Annotated in this window: 10 protein-coding genes and 1 pseudogene; all 11 read left to right on the top strand. The window is 67.9% G+C overall.

Features of this window, described 5'->3' with window-relative positions:
• The first annotated feature begins 637 nt into the window (after positions 1 to 637).
• Positions 638 to 3313, top strand: coding sequence for a pyruvate, phosphate dikinase (ppdK, locus tag TsocGM_RS24065; RefSeq protein WP_126728019.1), 2676 nt, complete (start codon positions 638 to 640; stop codon positions 3311 to 3313).
• A gap of 576 nt (positions 3314 to 3889) precedes the next feature.
• Positions 3890 to 5608 carry a GspE/PulE family protein gene (locus TsocGM_RS24060; protein WP_126728018.1) on the top strand — a complete coding sequence of 573 codons (1719 nt, stop codon included), beginning with the start codon at positions 3890 to 3892 and terminating at the stop codon, positions 5606 to 5608.
• Between the two features lie 336 nt (positions 5609 to 5944).
• The gene (locus TsocGM_RS24055) at positions 5945 to 7072 is read left to right on the top strand and encodes a type IV pilus twitching motility protein PilT (protein ID WP_126728017.1); all 1128 of its coding nucleotides are present in this window, start codon (positions 5945 to 5947) and stop codon (positions 7070 to 7072) included.
• A 73-nt stretch (positions 7073 to 7145) separates the two neighbouring features.
• Complete coding sequence (locus tag TsocGM_RS24050; protein WP_126728016.1) at positions 7146 to 8864, top strand: GspE/PulE family protein; 1719 nt, start codon at positions 7146 to 7148, stop codon at positions 8862 to 8864.
• Between the two features lie 226 nt (positions 8865 to 9090).
• Positions 9091 to 10350, top strand: a complete 1260-nt coding sequence (locus TsocGM_RS24045; RefSeq protein ID WP_126728015.1) for a type II secretion system F family protein — start codon at positions 9091 to 9093, stop codon at positions 10348 to 10350.
• Between the two features lie 331 nt (positions 10351 to 10681).
• Positions 10682 to 11836: a type II secretion system protein gene (locus tag TsocGM_RS27410; protein WP_233579161.1), complete on the top strand. Its 1155-nt coding sequence runs from the start codon at positions 10682 to 10684 to the stop codon at positions 11834 to 11836.
• Between the two features lie 15 nt (positions 11837 to 11851).
• Positions 11852 to 13675, top strand: a complete 1824-nt coding sequence (locus TsocGM_RS24035; protein WP_126728014.1) for a type II secretion system protein — start codon at positions 11852 to 11854, stop codon at positions 13673 to 13675.
• Positions 13675 to 15276, top strand: coding sequence for a pilus assembly FimT family protein (locus TsocGM_RS24030; protein ID WP_126728013.1), 1602 nt, complete (start codon positions 13675 to 13677; stop codon positions 15274 to 15276). Before TsocGM_RS24035 ends, TsocGM_RS24030 begins: the two co-directional genes overlap by 1 nt.
• A 5-nt stretch (positions 15277 to 15281) precedes the next feature.
• Positions 15282 to 16781, top strand: coding sequence for a type IV pilus modification PilV family protein (locus TsocGM_RS24025; RefSeq protein WP_126728012.1), 1500 nt, complete (start codon positions 15282 to 15284; stop codon positions 16779 to 16781).
• An 85-nt stretch (positions 16782 to 16866) separates the two neighbouring features.
• Entirely contained in the window at positions 16867 to 18867 is a 2001-nt protein-coding gene (locus TsocGM_RS24020; RefSeq protein ID WP_126728011.1) for a PulJ/GspJ family protein, read from the top strand.
• 128 nt (positions 18868 to 18995) lie between these two features.
• Positions 18996 to 23831: pseudogene (locus tag TsocGM_RS24015) on the top strand (hypothetical protein); the annotation flags it as partial.

Here is a 23831-nt window from a genome sequence, read left to right as displayed (position 1 = left end):
GTCGCTGTGACCCAGTCCACCACGAAGGTGCCTCCCCTTCCATCGAAACTGTCAACCGGGCCCACCCCCATTTCGGCTCTCTTTGCGACAGAGCCCCGTGCTCCCCGAGGCGGTCGAGCGCACCGGCCCGATTCCGAGCCGCTCCCGACGCGATCGCTGCCGGCCGTCCCGGGGCGACTGATGCCGGTCGGCTCGGTCGGCGGGCCGTTCCTCCGATCGAGGGCCGGGGCAACGAGCGGCCAGGGGTTGGGGCCGAGCGGCGCCGAGCGGCGGCCTTGCGGGCGCCTCCCTGGGCCGCGCTCACGTTTGCGGCGTCGATTCCCGGCCGGAGGGACGACCGGCCCGCCGGAGGGGAGCCGTCCGCCCTGGGCCGGGTTGGTCGGCCCCGGATCGGCCGCTGCCGAGGACCCGGACCGAGGCCGCGGCTCCCCCCCCCCGTCCCGACGCTCCCCGGCGGGCCGATCGCCCCCCGGCCGCCGCCGCCGGGCGGCTTGACGGACCGGGGATCGCTCGTTAAGCTCTACCTCTTCATGGACTTGCGCTTGTCTTGCGCCGGTCCCGGGCGATGGGGTCCTCGCGTGGAGGCTTCGGGGCCGGGCGCCGGCGGTCCAGGGCGAAACGGGAGCGTTCGCATCCGATGTCCGACCCCCAGAAGTACGTCTATTCCTTCGGCGGCGGGAAGGCCGAGGGCACGGCCCAGATGAAGGATCTGCTCGGCGGCAAGGGGGCCAACCTCGCCGAGATGAGCTCCATCGGCATTCCCGTCCCTCCCGGCTTCACCATCACCACCGAGGTCTGCGACCTTTACTATAAGAATGACCGGAAGCTCCCCGAGGGCCTGACCGCCCAGGTTGAGCAGGCTCTTTCCCGGATGGAGGCCGAGTACGGCTCGAAGCTCGGCGACCCGACCAACCCGCTGCTGGTCTCGGTTCGCTCCGGCGCCGCCCTGTCGATGCCGGGCATGATGAACACGATCCTGAACCTCGGCCTGTCGGACGCCTCGACTGAGGGCCTGGCCAAGAAGACCGGCAACCCCCGCTTCGCCTACGACGGCTACCGCCGCCTGATCGACATGTTCGGCTCGGTGGTCATGGGAGTCGACCACGAGCACTTCGAGCACGAGCTCCAGGCGCTGAAGGACCAGAAGGGGGTCAAGCTCGACACCGAGCTGGGGGCCGACGACCTGAAGGAGCTGGTCAAGCGCTACAAGGCCGTCTACGAGAAGGCCGTCGGCGCCGGGTTCCCCCAAGACCCGATGGAGCAGCTCTGGAAGGCGGTCGAGGCGGTCTTCCGCTCCTGGATGGGGAAGAAGGCGATCGAGTACCGCCGGATCGAGAAGATCACCGGGCTGAAGGGGACGGCCGTCAACGTCCAGGCCATGGTCTTCGGCAACACCGGCAACAGCTCCGGCACCGGCGTGGCCTTCACCCGGGACCCGAACACCGGCGAGAACGTCTTCTACGGCGACTTCCTCATCAACGCCCAGGGCGAGGACGTCGTCGCGGGCATCCGCACCCCGGAGCACATCGCCGACCTCGAGAAGGAGATGCCCGCCGTCTACCAGCAGCTCCTCGACATCCGGCAGAAGCTGGAGTCGCACTACAAGGAGATGCAGGACATCGAGTTCACCATCGAGGACGGCAAGCTCTTCATGCTCCAGACCCGGACCGGCAAGCGGACCGGGACCGCGGCGGTCAAGATCGCCGTGGACATGGTCAAGGAAGGGCTGATCGACGAGAAGACCGCCGTCCAGCGCGTCAACCCCGACAGCCTGAACCACCTGCTGCTGCCGCAGCTCGACCCGAAGGCCGACGTCAAGCCCGCCGCCCGGGGGATCGCCGCCAGCCCCGGCGCCGCCTGCGGCAAGGTCGTTCTCACCGCCGAGGAGGCCGTCCGCCAGCGAGAGGCCAACCCGAAGGTCCCGCTGCTGCTGGTCCGCAAGGAGACCAGCCCCGAGGACGTCGCCGGCATGGACGCCGCCGTCGGGATCCTCACCTCCACCGGCGGCAAGGCCAGTCACGCCGCGGTGGTCGCCCGGGGCTGGGGCAAGCCCTGCGTCGTCGGCTGCGAGGCCGTCCGGATCGACGAGAAGGCCGGCCAGATCTTCGTCAACGGTACCGCCGTCAAGGCCGGCGACTACCTGACGATCAACGGCACCACCGGCGACGTCATGATCGGCGAGGTCCCCACCATCCCCCCCAAGATGGCCGGCGACTTCGCCGTCCTGATGGGCTGGGCCGACTCGTACCGCACCCTCAAGATCCGGACCAACGCCGATAACCCCAAAGACGCGGCCAAGGCCCGCGAGTTCGGCGCCGAGGGGATCGGCCTCTGCCGGACCGAGCACATGTTCTTCGAGGGCCAGCGCATCGTCGACATGCGCAAGATGATCCTGGCCGACACCGAGGCCGACCGCCGCCAGGCCCTCGACGCGCTGGAGCCCTACCAGCGGGATGACTTCATCGGCATCTTCGAGGCCATGGCCGGCCTGCCGGTGACCATCCGCCTGCTCGACCCGCCGCTGCACGAGTTCCTGCCGCACGACGAGGCCGGTCAGCAGGAGGTCGCCGACCAACTGGGGATCGACGTCGAGAAGGTCAAGGCCCGCGTCGAGCAGCTCCACGAGGCCAACCCGATGCTCGGCTTCCGCGGCTGCCGCCTGGCGGTCCGCTACCCCGAGATCCTCGAGATGCAGGTCCGGGCCATCATCGAGGCGGCCATCGCCGTCAAGAAGAAGGGGATCGAGGTCCTGCCCGAGATCATGATCCCGCTGGTCGGAACCGTCGAGGAGATGGCCCTGCTCAAGGCCGAAACCGATCGCGTCTGCAAGGAGACGATCGCCAAGGCCGGCACCGAGGTCGAGTACCTCATCGGCACCATGATCGAGGTCCCCCGCGCCGCGCTGACGGCCGACCGGATCGCCGAGCACGCCGAGTTTTTCTCCTTCGGCACCAACGACCTGACCCAGATGACCTTCGGCTACAGCCGGGACGACATCAAGTCGTTCATGGGCACGTACCTGGAGAAGAAGATCCTGCCGGAAGACCCGTTCCAGTCGCTCGACGAGGAGGGCGTCGGCCAGCTCGTCGCGATGGGGGTCGAGAAGGGGAGGGCCTCCCGCCAGGAGAAGCACGGCCAGCACCTGAAGATCGGCATCTGCGGCGAGCACGGCGGCGACCCGGCCAGCGTGGCCTTCTGCCACAAGGTCGGGCTCGACTACGTCTCCTGCTCCCCGTTCCGAGTCCCCATCGCCCGGCTCGCCGCCGCCCAGGCCGCGATCAACATGGGCCAGACCATCTCCCGAGACCGATAATGCCCATCGGCGGGAGGATGACCCCCCGCCTTCCCCCCCTCCCCGCGCCCCCCCGGCGTCGGGAGGGGGGCCGCCCCCCGGGCGACGGCCGCCCGGCCCATCGGCCACCGGCGAGGACCCCACCCCGATCCACGGTGCGAGGTGCCTCGTGATCCGGACCCACCCCCCCGACCGGCGTCCCCGCCCCCCCCGGGAACTCTCCCCCGGCCGCCGACGTCCAACAGGAAGCCCTCGATCGGCCCCCCCCGCGCGGCCGACCGGGGGTGATGTCGTTTCCGGGCACCGCCGCCAGCAGGGCCCCCCGGCGTCTCCTCCCGGGCGCTTGCCTGGCCCGGCGCGCCGTGCTAGGCTCAGGCCGATCCATCCTCCTCATCTCGGTCATCGTCCGACGCCCGGGAATCTCCCAGCCATCGCCTTGTCTTCCATCGTCCTCGCTCCCGGCCGGATCGCCTCCGGCCGACTCCCGGTCCCGAACCCCGGGCCCTCGTCCCGATCGCACGTCGCCCTGCGCCCCGCCGGACCGCCTCCCGAGCCCCGTCCGCGCGTGAGCGACCCGCCGTCCGGAGTCCCTACGCCATGGCCAAACAGACCAAGGACTGGACCGACATCCTCGTCAAGCGGGGCATCGTCGGCGCCGACCAGATCGTCGAAGCCCGGGGCATGAGCGGCCCGATCGAAGAGTCGCTCGTCCGCCTCGGTTACGCCGACGTCGAGGAGATCACCAAGGCCAAGGCCGAGCAGAACGGCCTGGACTACATCGACTTGCGCGAGATCGAGATCCCCCCGCAGGTCGTCGAGCTAGTGCCCGAATCGCTCGCCCGAGAAAACGTCGTGATGCCGCTGGCCCAGGAGGGCGGCGCCATCAAGGTCATCATGCACGACCCGATGGACTTCGAGACCCTCGACAAGCTCCGGTTCGTGCTCAACCGCGAAATCGCCATCGCCCTGGCCCCCCGCGAGGCGATCGTCGAGGCCATCAACCGCTACTACGGCTCGGCCACCACCGAGTCGGAGTCGGTCGACTCCATGCTCCAGGAGTTCACCGACACGGCGATCGACTACGCCGACGACATCGCCGCCGGCAAGGGCGTGGGAGGCGCCGAGGAAGACGACAGCGCCCCAGTCATCCGCCTGGTCAACCTGATCCTCGAGAAGGCGGTCCAGATGCGGGCCTCCGACATCCACATCGAACCCTTCGCCGACCGGATCCGCATCCGGTACCGAATCGATGGGGTCTGCCAGGAAATCGAAAGCCCCCCCCGCCGCCTGCTCGGCCCGATCATCAGCCGCCTGAAGATCATGGGCTCGATCGACATCGCCGAAAAACGCCGCCCCCAGGACGGCCGGATCAAGGTGCACGTCGCCGGTAAAGACATCGACCTGCGGGTAAGCGTGCTCCCAACCAACCACGGCCAGTCGATCGTCATGCGGATCCTGGACCGGGACAACATCAAGGTCAGCCTGAAGGACTTGGGCTTCGGCGAGGAGGACTTCAAGCGCTACCAGAGCCTCATCAAGCGTCCCAACGGCATCCTCCTGGTCACCGGGCCGACCGGCTCGGGCAAGACGACCACCCTGTACGCCTCGCTCAACGAGCTGAACCGGCCGGATGTGAAGATCATCACGGCCGAGGACCCGGTCGAGTACTACCTGCCCGGCATCAACCAGTGCGAGGTGAAGGCCAAGATCGGGATGACCTTCGCCCGGATCATCCGGGCCATGCTCCGGCAGAACCCGAACATCCTGCTGGTCGGCGAGATCCGGGACGAGGAGACGGCGAACACCGCCATCCAGGCCTCACTGACAGGACACTTGGTTTTCAGTACATTGCACACGAACGATGCGCCCAGCGCCTTGACACGTCTGATCGACATCGGTGTCCAACCGTTCCTCGTCGCCAGCTCGATCATCGGCATCATGGGGCAGCGGCTCGTGCGCAAGGTCTGCCCCAAGTGCCGGGCCAAGTACGAGCCGCCGGCCCACCTGCTCCAGGGGCTGGGGATCCGTCCCGAGATCGCCTCGAAGGCCAACTTCATGCGCGGCAAGGGCTGCGCCCACTGCAACAAGACCGGCTACCGCGGCCGGCTGGCCATCTACGAGCTGATGATGATGACCAGCCAGATCCGCGAGATGACCTTCAAGGGAGAATCGACCCAGGCGATCCGCAAGGTGGCCCGGAAGCAGGGGATGCGCACGCTCTTCGAGGACGGGATGATCAAGGCCCTCAAGGGGATCACCACCATCGACGAGGTGCTCCGGATCACCCACCACGACGCCGGTTCCTCCGGGGGCTGAGCCGGCGCCGGGCCGAGGGAGCCTCCTCCCTCCTCCAGGACCGGCTCCTCGGCCCAGGGGGAGCGATCCCGCTCCTCCCCCCCCAGGCGATCCCCCCGCTCGGGGCCCGAGGACCGGCCGGGACGGGGACCGAGGGGGGGTTCGCTCCTTGATCCAACGGGAGATCGCCCCGAATAATGGGGCGACCCGCTCTCCGGGTCCTCCCGTCGCAAGTCTTCTTCAGTCGTCAGCCTTCACGCGGACAGTCAGGAAACGAGACAACGTCAAGCCCCGGCCCAGGCGCCGGGGCTGACCCCATTTTCCGCCATCGCCACCGACGAGAGGATCCACGCGGCCATGGGCACGCTGCTGATCGACAAGCTGCTCCAGACGGTCTGCACCCAGAAGGCGAGCGACCTGCACCTGACGGTCGGCAGCCCGCCGATGCTGCGCCTGCATGGTCACATGCGGCCGCTGGCGACCAAAGTCCTCGAACCGCCGGACACCGTCGCCCTGATGAAGTCGATCACCCCGGAGCGCTGCCAGCAGGAGCTCCAGGAGGTCGGCGGCACCGACTTCGGCTTCGCCTTCGGCGAGATGGCCCGGTTCCGGGTCGCCGTGTTCAAGCAGCGCGGCAACGTCGGCCTGGTGCTGCGGCGGATCCCCAACGAGTTCCTGACCTTCGAGCAGCTCGGCCTGCCCTGGGTCATGGAGGAGTTGATCCAGCGCCCCCGCGGGCTGATCCTCGTCACCGGGCCCACCGGCTCGGGCAAGACGACCAGCCTGGCGTCCATGATCAACTGGATCAACAACAACATGGACCGCCACATCATCACGATCGAGGACCCGATCGAGTACTTCCACAAGCACAACAAGAGCCTGGTCAACCAGCGCGAGATCGGCATCGACGTGCCCGACTTCCCCGAGGCCATCCGCCGCGCCCTGCGGATGGACCCGGACATCATCCTCGTCGGCGAGATGCGCGACCTGGCCACCATCTCCGCCGCCATCACCGCCGCCGAAACCGGCCACATCGTCTTCGGCACCCTGCACACCAACTCGGCCGAGGGAACCGTCAACCGCATCATCGACGTCTTCCCCAAGGAACAGCAGGACCAGATCCGCACCCAGCTCTCCGTGGCGATCATCGGCATCCTCGCCCAGACGCTGCTGCCGCGCAAGCCCAAGGGGCTGGTGGCCGCCTACGAGTGCCTGGTCGTCACCCCGGCCATCGCCAACCTGATCCGCGAGAACAAGACCTACCGCATCGACTCGTCGATCCAGACCGGCCGCAAGCACGGCATGATCCTGATGGATGACTCGCTCTTCAACCTCTGGCGGCAAGGGATCGTCGAGGAGAACGAGATCATCTACAAGGCCCGCAAGCCCAACGAACTCCGGGAGCGGATCGAGTTGGCCAAGAAGGGCATCTTCGACGAGATGGACGAGGAGGAGGAAGAGGAGGAGCCGACCAAGAAGCGCTGACCCCCAGCCCAGCCCAGCGCGTCGCGCAAGCCCCCCCCCCCCCCCCCCCCCAACCGCACGAAGGGATGCTCGCATGGCCCGACGACTCGGCACGATCCTCGTTGACATGGGCTACCTCGACGAGGAAGCCCTCTGGAAGGTTCTCGAGGAGCAGAAGCGCTCGGAGAATGAGCTGATCGGCAAGGTGGCCGTTCGGCTTGGCCTGGTGCGCGAGGAGCACGTGCTGCGCGCCCTGGGCGAGCAGCTGGGGATGAAGGTCATCAAGCTGTCGGACACGACCATCCCTCCCGAGGCGATCGAGGCGGTCAACCAGTCGATGGCCGAGGCCTTCAAGGTCGTCCCGGTGGCCGTCGGCCGCAAGGACAAGTCCATCACCGTGGCGATGGCCGAGCCCCAGAACCCGGCCACGCTGGACAGCCTCCGCTCGTTCCTCGGCGTCGAGGTCAAGGGAGTCATCGCCGCCGAGTCGGAGGTGATGGCCAAGATCGAGGAGGTCTACGCGGGCAGCTCCGCCGAGTCGCTCAACGACGTCATCCGTCAGATCGAGTTGGATAAAGACCTCTCGCGGTTCCAGAACCGCAACGAGAACACCATCGACCTGGAGGCCATCGAGGAGATGGCCGAGGCGGCTCCGGTCCGCAAGCTGCTGAACATGGTGCTGCTGCTGTCGATCAAGGACAAGGCGTCGGACATCCACTTCGAGCCGTTCGAAGATGAGTACAAGATGCGGTACCGGGTCGACGGCGTGCTCTACGAGCTCGTCCCGCCTCCCCGGCACCTGGCGCCGGCGATCGCCAGCCGCATCAAGGTCATGTCGAACCTCGACATCGCCGAGCGCCGGCTGCCGCAGGACGGCCGGATCGAGCTGAACATCGGCGGCAACTCCGTCGACATCCGGGTCTCGACCCTGCCGACGATGTTCGGCGAGTCGGTCGTGCTGCGGATCCTCGACCGCACGGTCGTGCAGCTTGACCTCGAGAAGATCGGCATGACCCCCGCCACCCTCAAGCGCTGGCGGGAACTGGTGCACAAGCCCAACGGCATCGTCCTGGTCACCGGCCCGACCTCCTCGGGCAAGACAACCACGTTGTACGCCACGCTCAACGAGTTGAACACGATCGAAGATAAGATCATCACCACGGAGGAACCCGTCGAGTATGACATCGACGGCCTGATCCAGGTGCCGATCAACCCGGAGATCGGCGTCACCTTCGCCGCCTGCCTCCGCGCCATCCTCCGGCAGGACCCGGACAAGATCCTCGTCGGCGAGACGAGGGACCTGGAAACGGCCGAGATCTCCATCCAGGCCTCACTCACCGGCCACATCGTCTTCACCACGCTGCACACCAACGACGCCCCCTCGGCCGTCACCCGCCTGCGCGACATGGGCGTGCCGCCGTTTTTGATCACGGCGACGGTCGAGGGCGTGCTCGCCCAGCGCCTCGTGCGACGGATCTGCAACAGCTGCCGCACCGAGTTCCGACCGAGCGAAGAGATCCTCATGGAGCTGGGCCTCACCCCCGAGCAGGGGGCGCGGCAGAAGTTCTTCTACGGCCGAGGCTGCGACCGCTGCAACAACACCGGCTACAAGGGCCGCATGGGCCTCTACGAGCTGGTCGTCATGAACGACACGCTCCGCGACATGATCATCCGGGAGGCCTCCCTCGACGACTTCCGCGAGGCCTGCCGCAAGCACGGCATGCAGACCCTCCGCGAGTCGGGCCTGGAGGCGATCGACAATGGTCTGACGACCATCGAGGAAGTGCTCAAGGCCACGATCACCGAGGACTGACCCCCCTCCCCTCGGCCCGCTCGACCAGCGACCACCACGAGCCGCCCGGTCCGCCCCGAGGGCCAATCGCCAGCGACAGACCGAAGGAAGGCCGACGCCCCGGCCCGCCCCCTGCTCCGTCATCGCGCTGGTGTCATCCGTCTTCGCCGCCCCCACTCCGAGCCGAGCCCGAGCCCGACATCGTCCCGGCCGCCCCGCCGGGCCCACCCGAAGGAGACCCGAGGCCATGCCGACCTTCCAGTACGAGGCGATGGACCACACCGGCAAGGAGGTGAAGGACACCATCGACGCGGCGACGCAGGAAGAGGCCCAACAGCTCATCCGGCAGAAGGGCTTCTTCGTCACCAAGATCAGCGAGCGCGCCGCCAAGAAAGGGGGCAAGAAGGGGGCCACCGCCACCAGGCGGCCCACCGGCGGCCGGCGGAAGAAGAAGTCGTTCACCATCGGCAAGGTCTCGGCCAAGCAACTGACCACCTTCACCCGGCAGCTCTCCACCCTGCAAGACGCCGGCCTGCCGATCCTCCGCAGCCTGAAGATCCTTGAAGGGCAGGCCAAGCCCGGCGTCCTGAAGAACTCGCTGGCCGATGTCATCGAAGACATCGAGAGCGGAGCCACCCTCTCCGAGGCCATGGCCAAGCACCCCAAGTGCTTCGACCGGCTCTACTGCAACATGGTCAAGGCCGGCGAGGCCGGCGGCGCCCTGGAGGCGATCCTCCAGCGCCTGGCGGACTTCAAGGAGAAGAGCCAGTCGCTGAAGCGGCGGATCAAGTCGGCGATGGTCTACCCCGTGGTGGTCATCTTCGTCGCCGTGCTGATCGTCGGCTTCATCATGTACTGGATCGTGCCGCAGTTCGAGGCCATCTTCATCGACTTCGGCGTCGACCTGCCGCAGATGACCCAGTTCCTGATCAAGGCCAGCCACGTCGTCGTCGAATACTGGTACCTCGCCCCGCTGATCCCGGCGATCTGGTGGGTGTTCGTCAAACTGCTCTACCGGAGCAAGACCGGCGCCTACATCGGCGACCGCATCCAGCTGCTCATCCCCGTGATGGGCACCATCCTGGAGAAGTCGATCGTCAGCCGGACGATGCGGACGCTAGGCACCCTGGTGACCTCCGGCGTGCCGATCCTCGAATCGCTGAACATCGTCCGGGACACCGCCGGCAACGCCGTCTTCGAGCGGGCCTTCAACCGCATCTACGACTCGATCCGAGAGGGCGAGACGATCGCCCAGCCGCTCCGAGAGGCCCGGATCGTCGACGACATCGTCGTGAACATGATCGACGTCGGCGAGGAAACCGGCGAGCTTGATGTCATGCTCATGAAGATCGCCGACAACTATGACGAGGAGGTGGAGGCGGCCGTCGAGTCGCTGGTGAGCCTGCTCGAGCCGATCATGATCGTCACCCTCGGCGGCATCATCGGCTTCATCGTCATCGCGCTGTTCATGCCGCTGATTAAGCTGATCAGCGAACTGTCGGGCTGATCCCCGACCGAGTCGCATCGCCCCCGCCGCCCCCCCCGGCCCCGAGCCCGGGGGGCGGCGGACCCGACCGTCCCCTTCCCCGCTCGCGACGAGTCGTGCCCCCCTCCCCGCCTGCCTCCCCCCGTGCCTGCAAGCCCCCGGCCCGGCGATCGGGGCCGGCCCGCCCTCCGCACCGAGCGGGCCGGGCAGGCGCCCCGGCGGCGGAGGAACCGGATCGGTCGAATCGACGGCAACATTCGTGAATCTCGGTGTCCCATCTTCAGCCGATCGCCCGTAGATGTTCCCGGCCCCGGCGCTCGCGCCGGCCTTTCCGCACTCGGAGGACGCGACGATGACCCCCGCGCGACGCCGTCGGACCGGCTTCACTCTCGTCGAACTGCTCGTGGTGATCACGATCATCGGCGTCCTGATCGCGCTGCTGGTGCCGGCCGTCTGGGCGGCCGTGAACCGGGCCAACGACGCCCGCACCGCCGCCGAGATCAACACGCTGGCCGCGGCCCTGGCCAGCTTCAAGAACAAGTACCAGGAATACCCGCCGAGCCGGATCGTGCTCTCCGAGACGGGCGCCCTGGCCGTGGGATCGGGAGGCCCCCCGCCTTTTTTCACCGGGATGACCTACACCGACCAATTCCCGAACATCGGCGGGAACCCGCAGATCCCGGATCCAACCGTTGCCGACATCTCCTACGACGCCCTGGCGCAGCGGTCGATCAATTACATGCGAAAGCTCTTTCCGAAGGCGGTCTTCTCTCCCGGGTCGAGCCAGGTCGCCTCGTATGACATCAACGGCAACGGCAACATCGACCCGGGGGTGATCTATCTGGAAGGGCACGAATGCCTGGTGTTCTTCCTGGGTGGCATCCCCACGCACACCAGCTTGAATAACATGAACCCGTTCACACTCGAGGGGGTGGGCGGATTCTCCTCCAACCCGAGGAACCCGTTCATGCCGGCCTACCAGCCGAACGGGACGCCGAACGCGGGGGCGCAGAACCGCGTCCAGCCGTTCTTCGAGTTCAATCCCGACCGCCTGGTGGACGATGACGGCGACGGCATCCCGGGCTACATCGATCCGCTCGGCAAGGGACCGGCGGGGCGGTACTTCGCCTACTTCAGCTCCTACGGCGGCTCGGGGTACGACCCGAACGACGTGAACCTCGCGCCGATCAATGAGACGGGGTCGCTGGTGACGCCGTTCTCGGTCTCCTTCCCGGTCATCGCCAGTGGGGGGCCGTCGCGGACGACCGCCTCGCCGCTGCCGAATCCGTACACCAGCAGCGTGCCGGCACCACCCGGCCAGAAGCCGGCGACGTTCCAGAACCCGCAATCGTTCCAGATCATCTCGGCGGGGCGAGACCGGGCCTACGGGCCAGGCGGTCAGTACGTCGAAACCACCGATGGCGACCGCCTGCCCGCCGCCGGGGGCGCCGACGTGAAGCGGGAGCGGGACAACGTGACCAACTTCGCCAACGGCACGCTCGACTGATCGGAGTCGCCCGGAATGCTCGCCAGACGACCCGCAGGCCGATCGCAGGGGGAGAACGTCATGACCACCGGACCGAGGCGGCGCGACGACGGCTTCACGCTCGTGGAGCTGGGCGTCGTGATCGTGATCATCGGCATCCTGACGTCCTTCCTGCTCGCCGCCTCCTGGGAGGGGGTGCGGCGGGCCAACGAGCGCGCCACCCAGTCGCTGATCGCCAAGCTCGACGTCGCCATCTCCGACCGGCTCGACGGCCTGCTCCTCCAGCGGGCCCAGCCGAACAACGGGCACCGGCTGCTGGCCATGTCGGTCGCCGTCCCCAACGGAAACCCCGACCTCGTCCAGCTCGTCGAATCCGAGCCGAGGGCGCAGCTCATCGCCCAGATCGATTCCATCAAGCGCGAGCTGCCCGATGTCTTCTTCGTCCAGGCCGACCCGCTCTACCCGCTGAATTTCGCCGGGATCCCGTTCAAGCCCGAGTCGCTGACGCCGAATCCGACGGCGGCCTCCACCTTCCCGACGATCCCCCTCAACTACGCCCGCGAGCTTCTCCCGATCGGGCACGGGCTGACGATCAATCAGCGCTACAACATCAACGACCGAACGTTCGATGCGGTCGGCGGCGCCGTCCTGCCGACCCTCCTCGGCGAGATCACCGGATTGACGGCGGATCCCGGATTCACCACCGGAAATCCCCGGCGGAACTTCCGACTCCCCGACGGCGGTGCCGGGATCTTCGGTGCGTCTTACGCGGCGATCGGCAGCCTGACCCGGCAGCTCGGCTACCCGCCCCGAGGCTACAACGGGGTGGACGACGACGGTGACGGGCTGATCGACGAGCTCGATCAGACGGAAATGGGCCTCTCCTCGTCGGACTTCTCAGCGCTGGTTTCGGCGGTTCAGACCAAGCTCTCGGCCCATCAGCACATCACGGCGCGTTCGGAGATGCTCTACGCCATCCTGGTCGGAGGCGTCGGGCCGCTGGGCAGCGTCTTCAGCCCGGACGACTTCACGGACAAGGAAGTGCGGGACACCGACGGCGACGGGCTGCTGGAGTTCGTCGACGCCTGGGGCCGCCCGCTGCAATTCTACCGCTGGCCGGTTTACTTCATCTCGAACTACGGCGGCGGGCGGGGGTTGCAAAAGGGGTCAAGTTCTTATTCGAATCTTGTCGAGCCGCGCGAGGAGAACCCGCTCGACCCGAATCAATTACTCGTGTCGCCCGCATGGTGGGTCAACCTAGCGAATCTTCCCAACGATGAGTCCGAGGCGACCTCAGCAAACATGAGTGATCGCGCAAATCATTTCCAGCAACTCTTCTTCAGTGTTGTCGACCCACATGCGGACGAGAACCCTTCCCCACCCCACCCTCCAGGTTACTACTGGGATCGCACCGCATATTACCGCCGGAGAGCATATTTCTTCAAGCACCTGATTCTCTCGGCGGGTCCCGACAAGCAGTACGGGGTGGGCAGCTACGGAGTGACCTACACCGAAGCCGGCCAGGACGTGGTGCCGGGGGCCCCGCCGAGCAATTGGTTCACACCGGCTCAGGCGGCGGGGTTCGCGGCTCGGATGAACCTGATCGAAGGGCAGGCGGCGCAGACCGACGCGTGGGCGAGGACCGACCGGTCGTTCTCGGAGCCGGGCAACGCCGGGCCGGCCACGATCGATCAGGCAGGCGTGCCGGGCCAGCGGATGGCGCTGTACCAGCTCCCCCGGCCGAGCGGAGCCCCGATCGGGATCGCGACCGAGGACGCGACCGACCTGATCCAGAATGCCTGGGGCCTGGACGACCTGACCAACCACGCCCTCAACTCCACCGGCTCGGGAGGACGCTGATGCTTGCGCCGCGAACGCCTCGGCCCTCGGGGATGACCCTGACCGAGCTGCTGGTCGTCATCGCCATCATCCTGCTGGTCAGCGCCGCCACGCTGCCGACCGCCTACGTCGCCTTCGCCGAGCGCGAGGTCAGCGAGGCCGCCAACCTCGTCCAGGGCAACTTCAAGCTCAGCCGAGACCGCGCCACCGGCACCGGCCAGCCCCAGGGAATCCGCTTCGTCCCCGATCCGGATCTCACGGATTTCTCCTCCCGAGTTGTGGCATCCAATCGGATGCTGACCCTCACGACTCCACCAAACTACTCCGAAGGCCTGGTGATCCCGATCGTCGAGATCTGGACGCCTCCGTTCATCCCGGCCGGGGTCGTACCCAACGACCAGATCCGCCGGCTGGCCCTTTATGGCGCCAAGCTCGACAACGACAAGCTGCCTATCGCGCCGACGTCCTGGTATTTCAACATCCGCCAGGGCGAACGAGTCCGTCTCGATGGAGCCGGCAACGAGTACCTCGTTTCCGGCCCGATCACCCTGGGCCCCGCGAGCCGCAATCCCGAGCGGTTCGTCAACCAGACGGGCAACCTGGCGATCGGCACGACGGTTCGAGCCCTGCCCACGAACACCCAGTTCGAGATCCTCTACATCGTCAACGGCCGGGACGACCCCGACCCTCCGAGCAATCCCCTGATCGGCGGCTACACCGATCCCCATTTCAACGGCGTCGACGACAATGGCGACGAGGTCATTGACCCCGGCTACGACGGGGTGGACAACAACGGCAACGGTTTCATCGATGAACCGGCCGAGTTGCTCTTTGTGGCGCCAAGCTCGGGGTTGCCCGTCACCTATGTCGAATACGAGGAGGATGCGCCGATCCTAGACTCGGCGTTCCGCTTCGCGAGGGTGAACGGGTATACGATGGGGTCCAACGGGACCAACGAGCCCTACGCCGGCACCGGCATGCCCGGCGTCGTCCCGCTGACTGACCTGGGAGCCGCGCCCATCCCGCTGGACGACCCAGCGCTGTTGGGGGTTGCGACCCCGCCCCGGAACCGCTACGTCATCTCCCGACGGCCGAGCGTGGCGACCGATGCCCGGGAGTACGCATTGCCGACCGGGGCGGTGATCGACCTGACGACGAGTGAACTTGATCTTGATTTGGACCCATTGACCCGATCAGAGCGGTCTCGGGTGCCGATCGACCCGGTGACGGGGTATCTGGACCTGGTGATCTACCCGAACGGCCAGGTCATCCCGTCGACACCGTATGGCTTCTCCCGGGCACTGGACGCGGAGTACCCGCTGTTTTTCCTCTGGATCGCGTCTCGGGAGGACGTGGCGGCGCCGGTCGATCCCGATCCGTCGACGCCGATGACCCTCGAATGGCCGCTCCTGCCGCTGCCGAGGGAATCGAACGGCCCGGGCTCGAAGGTGCTTCAGGGGGAGCGCCGGCTGGTGACGATCTCGCCGACCTCGGGGTACGCCTCGGTCAGCGAGGTTCCGAGCTTCGGAGTCTTCGACCCGAGCGACAGCACAGCCGTGCGTGCCTTCAAGCGAGAGATCCCCTACACGGAAGCCCGCCAATCCCAGGTGACGGGAAGGTGATCGCCATGACGAGCCGCCGCAGCCGGGCGCGAGCCGGCATCACGCTGACCGAGATCCTGATCGCCATCATGATCATGGGGATCGGCATGGTTTCACTCGCCACGCTGTTCCCCCTGGGCCTGTTGCGCATGAGGGACGCAACGCGGGCCTCTCGGTCGACGATCCTCGCGCAGTCGGCCATGGCCGACGCGAATGTCCGCAGCACGGAGTACGCCGGCGGGCTGCTCAACCCCGACGCGTTCCTCGACCCTCGCCTGGTGTGGTACCAGCCCTGGATCCAGCTCAATGGTCGGGCCCAGCGGGCCGGGTTCCCATTCACGATCACCCCGCTGACGCACGACTTCGACACGATCAACAACGACGTGCTCGCCGGGGTGGCGGCCTCGTTCTTCACGCCGGGCCTGCCGGTGGCCTACGACCCGCTGTTCTGGTCGACGACGCACTACCTCACCGAGGGCCAGACCCCGGTGCAAACGCCCACCGGCCTGCGCGGCAACCTCGGCTCGGAGGGGAGGTTCGGCTCGGGGATCGGCTTCGTGAGGTCCACTGGCAACAACCCGCCGTCGGCACACGGGCTGCAGCGGATCACCAACTTCCAGCCCTACGACCCGTCGTACCCCTGGCCGTACACGTACTCGCTGCCGTCGACCAATCCGGCCCTGCTGAACATCGCCGAGGTGGCGGGGAAGATCTTTAGCTCGATCGACGACCCGGTCATCACCGGAGACGAATCGGGCCAGAGCGGCAGCCCGGTCGTGCCCGCCGACTTCGACCCGACGGCCGGCTACTCCTCGGAGCGGGAGTGGGACTTCACCTGGATGATCACCGGCCGCCTGGGAGTGGCCGGCGACCCGTCGACCTTCGAGGGGAACATCGTCGTCTTCCACAAGCGGCCGATCGGTCTCGACCCGGTGGTGAGCCCGCTGGATGGAAACACCTATCTGGTCCCCACCGGCGAGCGGGTGGTCGAGGCCATCTGGGGATACACCAGCAGCGCCGCGGGGCTCGACCTGATCCCCGCTCCCCAGGCGCCGGGGATCACCGGCGGGTACAGCGCCGCCGACGACCGGAGCGTGCTCCTCCGCTGGCCGGCCAGCATGCCGGACCCGCTCGTCCGGGTGGGAGACTTCATCGCCGACGTGACCTATGAGCGGTACCAAGAAACGACCCCAGCGGTCGTCAGCTCCTATCCGAGCGACCCGAGCGGCAGGCCGATCCCGCTGACGCGGAACTACCTGCCCGACAACCCGCTGACCGGCTGGAACGGCGCCCGGTATCCCGGGCAGCGGGTGCACTGGTACCGGATCGTCCAGAAGGGCGAGGTGGAGATCGACCCGGACGTGGCGGGCCACCGCCGGATCATCGTGCGGATCGACACGCCGGTGCAGGCCAAGACCCGGCTCGTCCCCGATGGCAGCGGCGGCGTCTCGTCGGCGGTGCCGGAGGCGGCGCTGATCAATCCATACGTCGTCAACGTCTTCCCCGTCGTCCTGTACAGCCGGTGAGGCGACCCGACCCGATCCGAACCGGCCCGGCCCATCTCACGAACGAGGGGCCGCCCGCGGCGGGCGAGTGAGCGAGGGATCCGTCATGCGATGTCCGACAGTGCGGCCGACCTCCCCCCGCGGCCGCCGGGGCCTGACGCTCGTCGAGCTGTTGGTGTCGATCGCGCTGATGCTGATCGTCATGTCGATCATCGTCGCCGTCTTCACCGCGGCCACCGGCGCCATGACCGGCGCGCAGAAGGACCAGGAGCTGGCCGGGGTCGCCCGGCGCCTGGAAACGACCCTCATCCAGGACCTCCGCGGCGCCACCGCCCGGTTCACCCCGCCGCTGAACCCCGACGACAACCTCGGCTACTTCGAGTACGGCGAGAACTCCTTCGCCGACGCTCAGGGCGAAGACACCGACGACTACCTCGCCTTCACCGTCCGCGCTCCGGTCGGCCAGCCGTTCACCGGCCGCGTCATGCTTCCCCGAGGCTTCTGGCCCAACGGCACGGCGCTGGCCGGCCAGGTCCGCTACGCCCCGACCACCGTCACCAGCGACACCGCCGAGGTCATCTACTTCCTCCGCAACGGCAACCTCTACCGCCGCGTGCTGCTGGTCGCCCCGAACCAGAGGCTGTACTTCGACTCCCACGTCGCAGGGGCCTACCGCTTCGGAAACGCCGGCTTCGACGGCTTCTCCCTCTCCGGCGCCAACGAGCCGGAGGTGAGCTGGCAGGGAGCGAACGACATCTCGGTGCGGCCTTCGGAATCGGTCTCGCCGCAGAACGACGCTCCGCCCATCCCGAACACGCTCGGCGACCTAACCAACCGCCACAACCGCTTCGCCCGCCCCCGGTTCTTCAACGACCTGCTGACCAACAGCGGAGGAAACCCGACCCCCGGCGGCGACGGGACGATCGACGACTTCTTCGGGAGCGGAGGCTTGTCCCCGGACGGCGTGGCCGACTTCTACCCCACGCTCTACCCGAACAACGCTCCGCTCCGCCCCGGCCGGCCGGCATCGGCCGACGACAACCTCGACACGCTTGCCTTCCCGTTTGTCTTCCCCTCCGCCTACTCGGTGGGCACGCCCTTGAGCGTGGGGGAGATTCACGACGGGACGACGATCACCTATGTGAACACGATCGACGGCAGCAATCGAACCCGGGTCAATCATGCCCCGCTCCAAACGGGGGACAACCTCGTCGGCGACGACCTTCAGCCGGAGATCAACTGGACCATCCCTCCCGGCGAGCGGTTCACCTACTGGGGCTTCCCCACCTGGGCGGAGACGAGGAGCATCAACTGGACCGCCGCCAACAAGCGGCTGATGTATCACGAGTTCTTCGGCACCGTGCCGACCCCCGCCGATCGCCGCCGCTATCAGGCGTATGGCCTCTCCTGGCAGGCCCGAGCCGGAGGACTCCCGAACCGGCTCCCGCCTCAGCTCCCGCCACTGGGCCCGTGGTACTCCGACGGCGCCGGCGACCCCTACCTGGCGCCCAACCAGGATCCGACCCTGGCCAGCGACCCGACCCTGCTCAATTCCTCTTGGCAGGACGACCTGATCGCCACCAACGTCCGCAGCTTCGACGTGAAGGTGCTCGATCCCAGGGCCCCCGCCTACAGCCAGCTCGCCGGGATCAACCTGACGACCGACTACTACGACCTTGGCTACGCCTCGTCGCCGAACGTCAAGAATGACGTGACCGTCACCTTCCCGGGCGAGACGATCACCCTGGGGCACGAGGGCCGCATCCCCCCGCTGACCTCCGACAACCGGATTGACTATCAAATGGAGCGGGTCTTCGGCGACTCGGGAGTCATCCCCGGCCGGAACAACATCGGAGACGACAGCGCCGGCACGGTTCGGCTGCGGCGGGTCTGGGACACCTGGTCGACCGATTATGCGTTCGCCCCGCTCCACGGGATCGATCCCACGGCGCACCCGCCCTACCAAGGTCGGCCGCTCTACCCGTCGTACCCGCCGCCGTACCCGGCTCCGCTGCGGGGGATCCAGATCCAGATCCGCCTGACCACCCCGGACGACACCTTGTTGAAGGTGATCACGGTCCGGGAGGACTTCACCGACAAGCTCTGACGCGAACCGGCCCCCGGCGGCCGGCCGCTCGGCGGCCGTCGTCGGGCCGCTCCCCGATCCATTCCGACTCGCCGGCCGTTCGGACACCGATCCCGAGCCCTCCGGGTCCCGTCGAAAGGAAGCGTCCCATGCTCGCCCGCCGTCCCCGATCTCCGGCCCGTCGCCGACGCGGCGTGGTGCTGATCCTCGTGCTCTCGATGCTGGGCTTGCTGGCGATCATCGGCGTGTCGTTCGCCACCTTCAGCGGCCAGGCCAAGAGCGCCGCGCTGTACTACAGCACCAAGCTCAACCGCCCGCCGGCCGACCAGTTGATCCAGTACGCCATCCGCCAGTTGATCAACGACACGACCAACCCCATGTCCGCGCTCTACGGCCACGGCCTGAAGCGCGACATGTACGGCAACGACGCGGCCGACAACGGGATTTACAACCTCAACCCCGACGGCTCGTTCCCGACGATCACGGCCGTCACGCCGGTTTCCACGGGAGGGGTCGCGCCGGCGTCCTGGGACATCGCCACGAACGTCCCGATCTACGCCGGCTACAACTTCGAGGGCTGGATCCTCACCATCCCCGGCCTGGGAGCCACCGTGGCGCAGACGTTCGAGGTGGCGGCGGTGACGACCAATGGCTCCACCTTCTCGTTCCGGATCACCGGCTCGCACCGGCCGAACACCACGCACCAGGGGGTGGGCCTGCGGGCGCCGACCGTCAATTCGGTGTTCTCGCTCGACGGCCGGTTCCGCCACGCCTTCAACGGCACCGGCACGGCGGCGTTTCGGACCAACGTGGAAGCGGCGATGAACGGCCCCGACGGGCTGCCCGGCACCGCCGACGACGACCCCGGCAACCGCAACCCGGGCCAGTTCGCCAATTTCCGGGTCAGCGGCGGGCTGCTCTTGGGCGACCCGAACTACCGCCCCGTGCCCTTCAACGTCAACCTGCTGGCGGCCGACGAGGACTACGACGCCCCCGACCTGGAGAACTGGTTCCTCGCGGTTCAGAGCGCCGACGGCAACACCGTCATCCCCTCGTTCCACCGGCCGGGAATCCTCGCGGTGGACAACAACCCGGTCAGCCCGACGTATGGCCTGACGGACATGAACGTGCCCCACCCGAGCACGCTCACGCCGGGGACCGCCCAGTATCGCCGGGCCGTGCGGGCGATCTCCAAGATCCTCCGCCCCCGGCCGGTCGACCACCCGACCGCCGGCTTCAGCGACCTGACCCCCGACGCCACCACCGGGAAGATCGAGTACGACGTCGACAACGACGGCGACGGCATCACCGACTCGGTCTGGCTCGACGTGGGCTTCCCGGTGCAGCGCTCCACCGACGGCCGGCTGTACAAGCCGCTGGCGGCCTTCATGGTGCTGGGCCTCAACGGCCGACTGCCGCTGAACACCGCCGGCAACCTGAACGCCCGGCTCCCGGTCGACGACCCGAACACGCCGAACTTCGACGAGGCCGGCCTGCCGCTGTTCGACCACGCCTCGCACCTGGGCTTCTCCCCCAGCGAGATCAACCCGAAGTACGCGCTGCAAAACGAGTACGATGAGTATTTTGACCCGAACACCGGCTTGAACGTCCCCGACGACGCCAAGCCGCTGAACTCCCAGTTCGACAACGCCACGTATGCCGGGGTCCGGCACATCTCCGTCAGCCTGACCCAACTGCGCAACCTGCTCACCGGCACGAGGCCGAACCCGAACAACGATTCGGGCGAGCAGAACGTCGTGCGCGTCGACGGCAACCCCGTCCGCTTCCAGAACAACGTGACCGACCCGGCCGACCTGGCGATCCTGGGGGGCGGGGCCACCGCCGTCGACCGCTCCAACAGCGACCGGGTCGCCGGCCGCTGGGGAGAGGCCGACGCCCTGCCGGACGACCTGAGGGTCTTCCCCTACGACCCGGCCACCGATGTCATCTCCCCCGCGTTGCACCGCTCGCTGAACTTCAGCGCCACTCGCGTGACCATGGGCATCATGGGCAGCGCCGGGGGCGCGATTCTGCCCAACCCCGTCCGCCCCGGGCAGTCCCCCTACCCGGACGGGCGATACCTGGTCGACGGCATCGACGACAACCTCGACTCCTACGACTTCTACCCCCCCTACACCACCCGCCAGGGGAGCCTCTCGGCCTCCGGCCCCGAGGCGGCGCCGATCGACAGCTCGACCACCCCCCCGGGGATCATCAGCTTCCGATCCGACGCCCGAGACGCCTCGAACATGCCGATGCTCACCTCGGAGCGCATCCGGCGCTTCGTGACGCCGATCGACCCGATCGGCATCGGCCAGGTCACCCGATACGACCGGGCTCCGGTGATCCGACCGCTGGCGACCGACCCGATCGTCCCCTTCGACATCGGCCCGGACGACCGCGGTCGCGTCGGCTTTTTGCACTACTTCCGGCCCCCCGGCGTGCCGCTGGACGTGGACGACGCCAGCACGGTCGACGTCGTCTCCCGGAACCCGGCCACCGAGCGGCTGATCCCCAACGCCGGCGGCCCGCAAGACCCGCTCTACCCCCTGGCCGCCAACCGGCACAACATCTCGCACGGCTTCGCCGCGCTGAGCAACCCGGCCGGCGCCCACGGCCACCTGATGGCCGCCATGCCGTTCGACCTGAGCAACAACGGCGGCACCCCAAGAGACGCCGCCGGGGTAGTCAACCCGCCGACCGACCTGTACGCCGCCAGCGGCGGCACCACCGACTACATCGGCACCTTCAGCGAAACGATCAACGCCAACCCCAACGGCCGGCTCCGCCGGGATCCGAACGGGTTTCTGAACGCGATGGGCAGCCAGGCCACCCTGGCCACGACCTCGACCACCGGCGTGCACACCTACCCGCTGGGCAGCCCGCTGTTCAACGACCCGAACGAGATGAACCTGTACTGGCCGGATGAGTCCGACGCCCCGTTCGGCCCGAAGGACCTGGAGTGGCTCTATCGCGTCCAGGACGTGGACGGCGATGCGCTGGAGAGCCGGCTGTCCCAGCTGGCGGCCGTCAGCTTCGTGCACGCGGCCGACGCCCAGACCCGGCGCCGCCTGTTCAGCGTCGAGAGCTGGGACCGGATCGACTACGCCTTCGCCCACGACAACCCCGACCCGTGGGACCGGGTGACCAACACCCCGCTGCCGGCCGGCAGCTACTACGACCTGTCGCAGCCTCCGGGGAGCCAGCCGACCGGGCTGGCCCCGCCGTACCTCGCCCCGGCCGACCCGGCCCGCGTCTTCCCCGACCGGACCGTGCCCGGCAACCCCTTCGACGACCCGAGGCAGTCGCTGCCGCAGCTCAACGCCCGGTTCCCCGGCCGGTCGACCTTCGCGACGTCGGCCAGCCTGAGGGAGATCGGCGGCACCTTCGAGGAAGGGGGCAACGCCGCCAACCGCCGGGGCGCCTCCTCCCCCTCGGTCATCCACGGCGGCCGACGGATCAACCTGAACCACCCGCTGCCGCACTCCTACGACCCGTTCGAGCCGGTGCGGCAGAAGTGGATCAGCGAAACCTACCAGACGCTCAAGCTCATCCTGCCGCCGCACGCGATCGACTCGCCGCAGGAGCTGGCCAAGCTCGGGCAGTTCGTGGTCAACATCGTTGACTTCCGCGACCCGGACAACGCCATCACCATCTGGGACAACCCCGACGTGATGCACTTGCCGGCCTTCCGGATCACCACGTCGAACCTCGATGTGCCCCCGTCGATCCACCTGCCCTACCGCGCCGACGGCACGGTCGACCCCCTCTACTCCGGCTACGACACCGACGGCGACGGCAACCCCGACGTCCTGCCCTCCCCGCTTCGGCATTACGGCATGGAATACCAGCCGGTGGCGCTGAACGAAGTGCTCGCCTTCCAGTTCAACTACTCCGACAAGAACGTCACCGGCGCGCCGACCGACCGGAACAAGCGCGCCAACCGGATGTACATCGAGCTGGCCAACCTGCTGACCAAGGCCGGGCCCGGCACCACCGACGCCACCGACCTGAACCTGCAAGGCTGGGACTTCGTCCTCGTTAAGGAAGACCCGAACTCACCCTACAACCCGTCCGAGGCGTCGTTCGACCCGGTCTACGTCCGGCCCGATCCGACCACCGGCCAGCTCCCTCCGGTGGCCAACGTGATCGCCCCGGTCCTCGGCGACGATGAGCTCTCGGCCCCGGCCGCGCAGCGGCGGGTCGAGCCGGTGCTGGTCGGCTCCGGCAAGAAGGCCACCCGCACCGACGACGGCTCGGGGAACCTCGACTTGGCTCCCTACCAAGCCGACTACCGAAGCTCGGCCCTCAACCCGGTGATCCCGGCCATCCAGCCTGATGGCGACCTCCGCCCCGGCGGCGGCGGTGCCGCCAACCGGGTCTACGCCATGGGCGGGATCAAGATGGAGAACCCGACCGGCTACACCAAGGCCGACGTCGACCTCATCGCCGACAACCTCGGCGACTCGAACCCCACCACCTGGCCGGAGATCGACAAAGACTTCGACGAGGCGGGCGGCACCTACACCCCCAACTCCTGGGACCTGATCCCCCCGCACGACGACCCGGCCTTCGATCAGGCCGACCCGACCGCCCGGCCCGAGGGCCTGTACTTCTGGCTCTACCTGAGACGGCCGGCCAACCCCCTGCTGCCGCCGGGACCAGGCAACCCGATGGTCGTCGTCGACTCGATCCGCTTCCCGTTCAGCGTCTCCGACGGCGTCGGTGAAACCATCGACATCGGCGGCGGCCAGAAGATCGACCGCACCACCGGCGGCGGCAACGCCCCGACTCAGCCGCTCTACTCGATGGGACGCCCGCAGCCGCTCCGCGGCGGCCAGCTCGTCCCCGACCCCGAGGCCACCGACCAACCCCTGTTCCTCTACGGCAGCTCCGACCAGGCCCGCCCCTCGGAGGACTCTCCCGACAATACCCGAACCTATTACAACAGCCCCGACGCCAACGACACCCCCACCCCCCCCCCC

The organism is Tautonia sociabilis (genome assembly GCF_003977685.1).
GTDB classification, from domain to species: domain Bacteria; phylum Planctomycetota; class Planctomycetia; order Isosphaerales; family Isosphaeraceae; genus Tautonia; species Tautonia sociabilis.
Note: the sequence above shows the minus strand (reverse complement) of the source record. Positions and strands in the feature narration are given on the sequence as shown.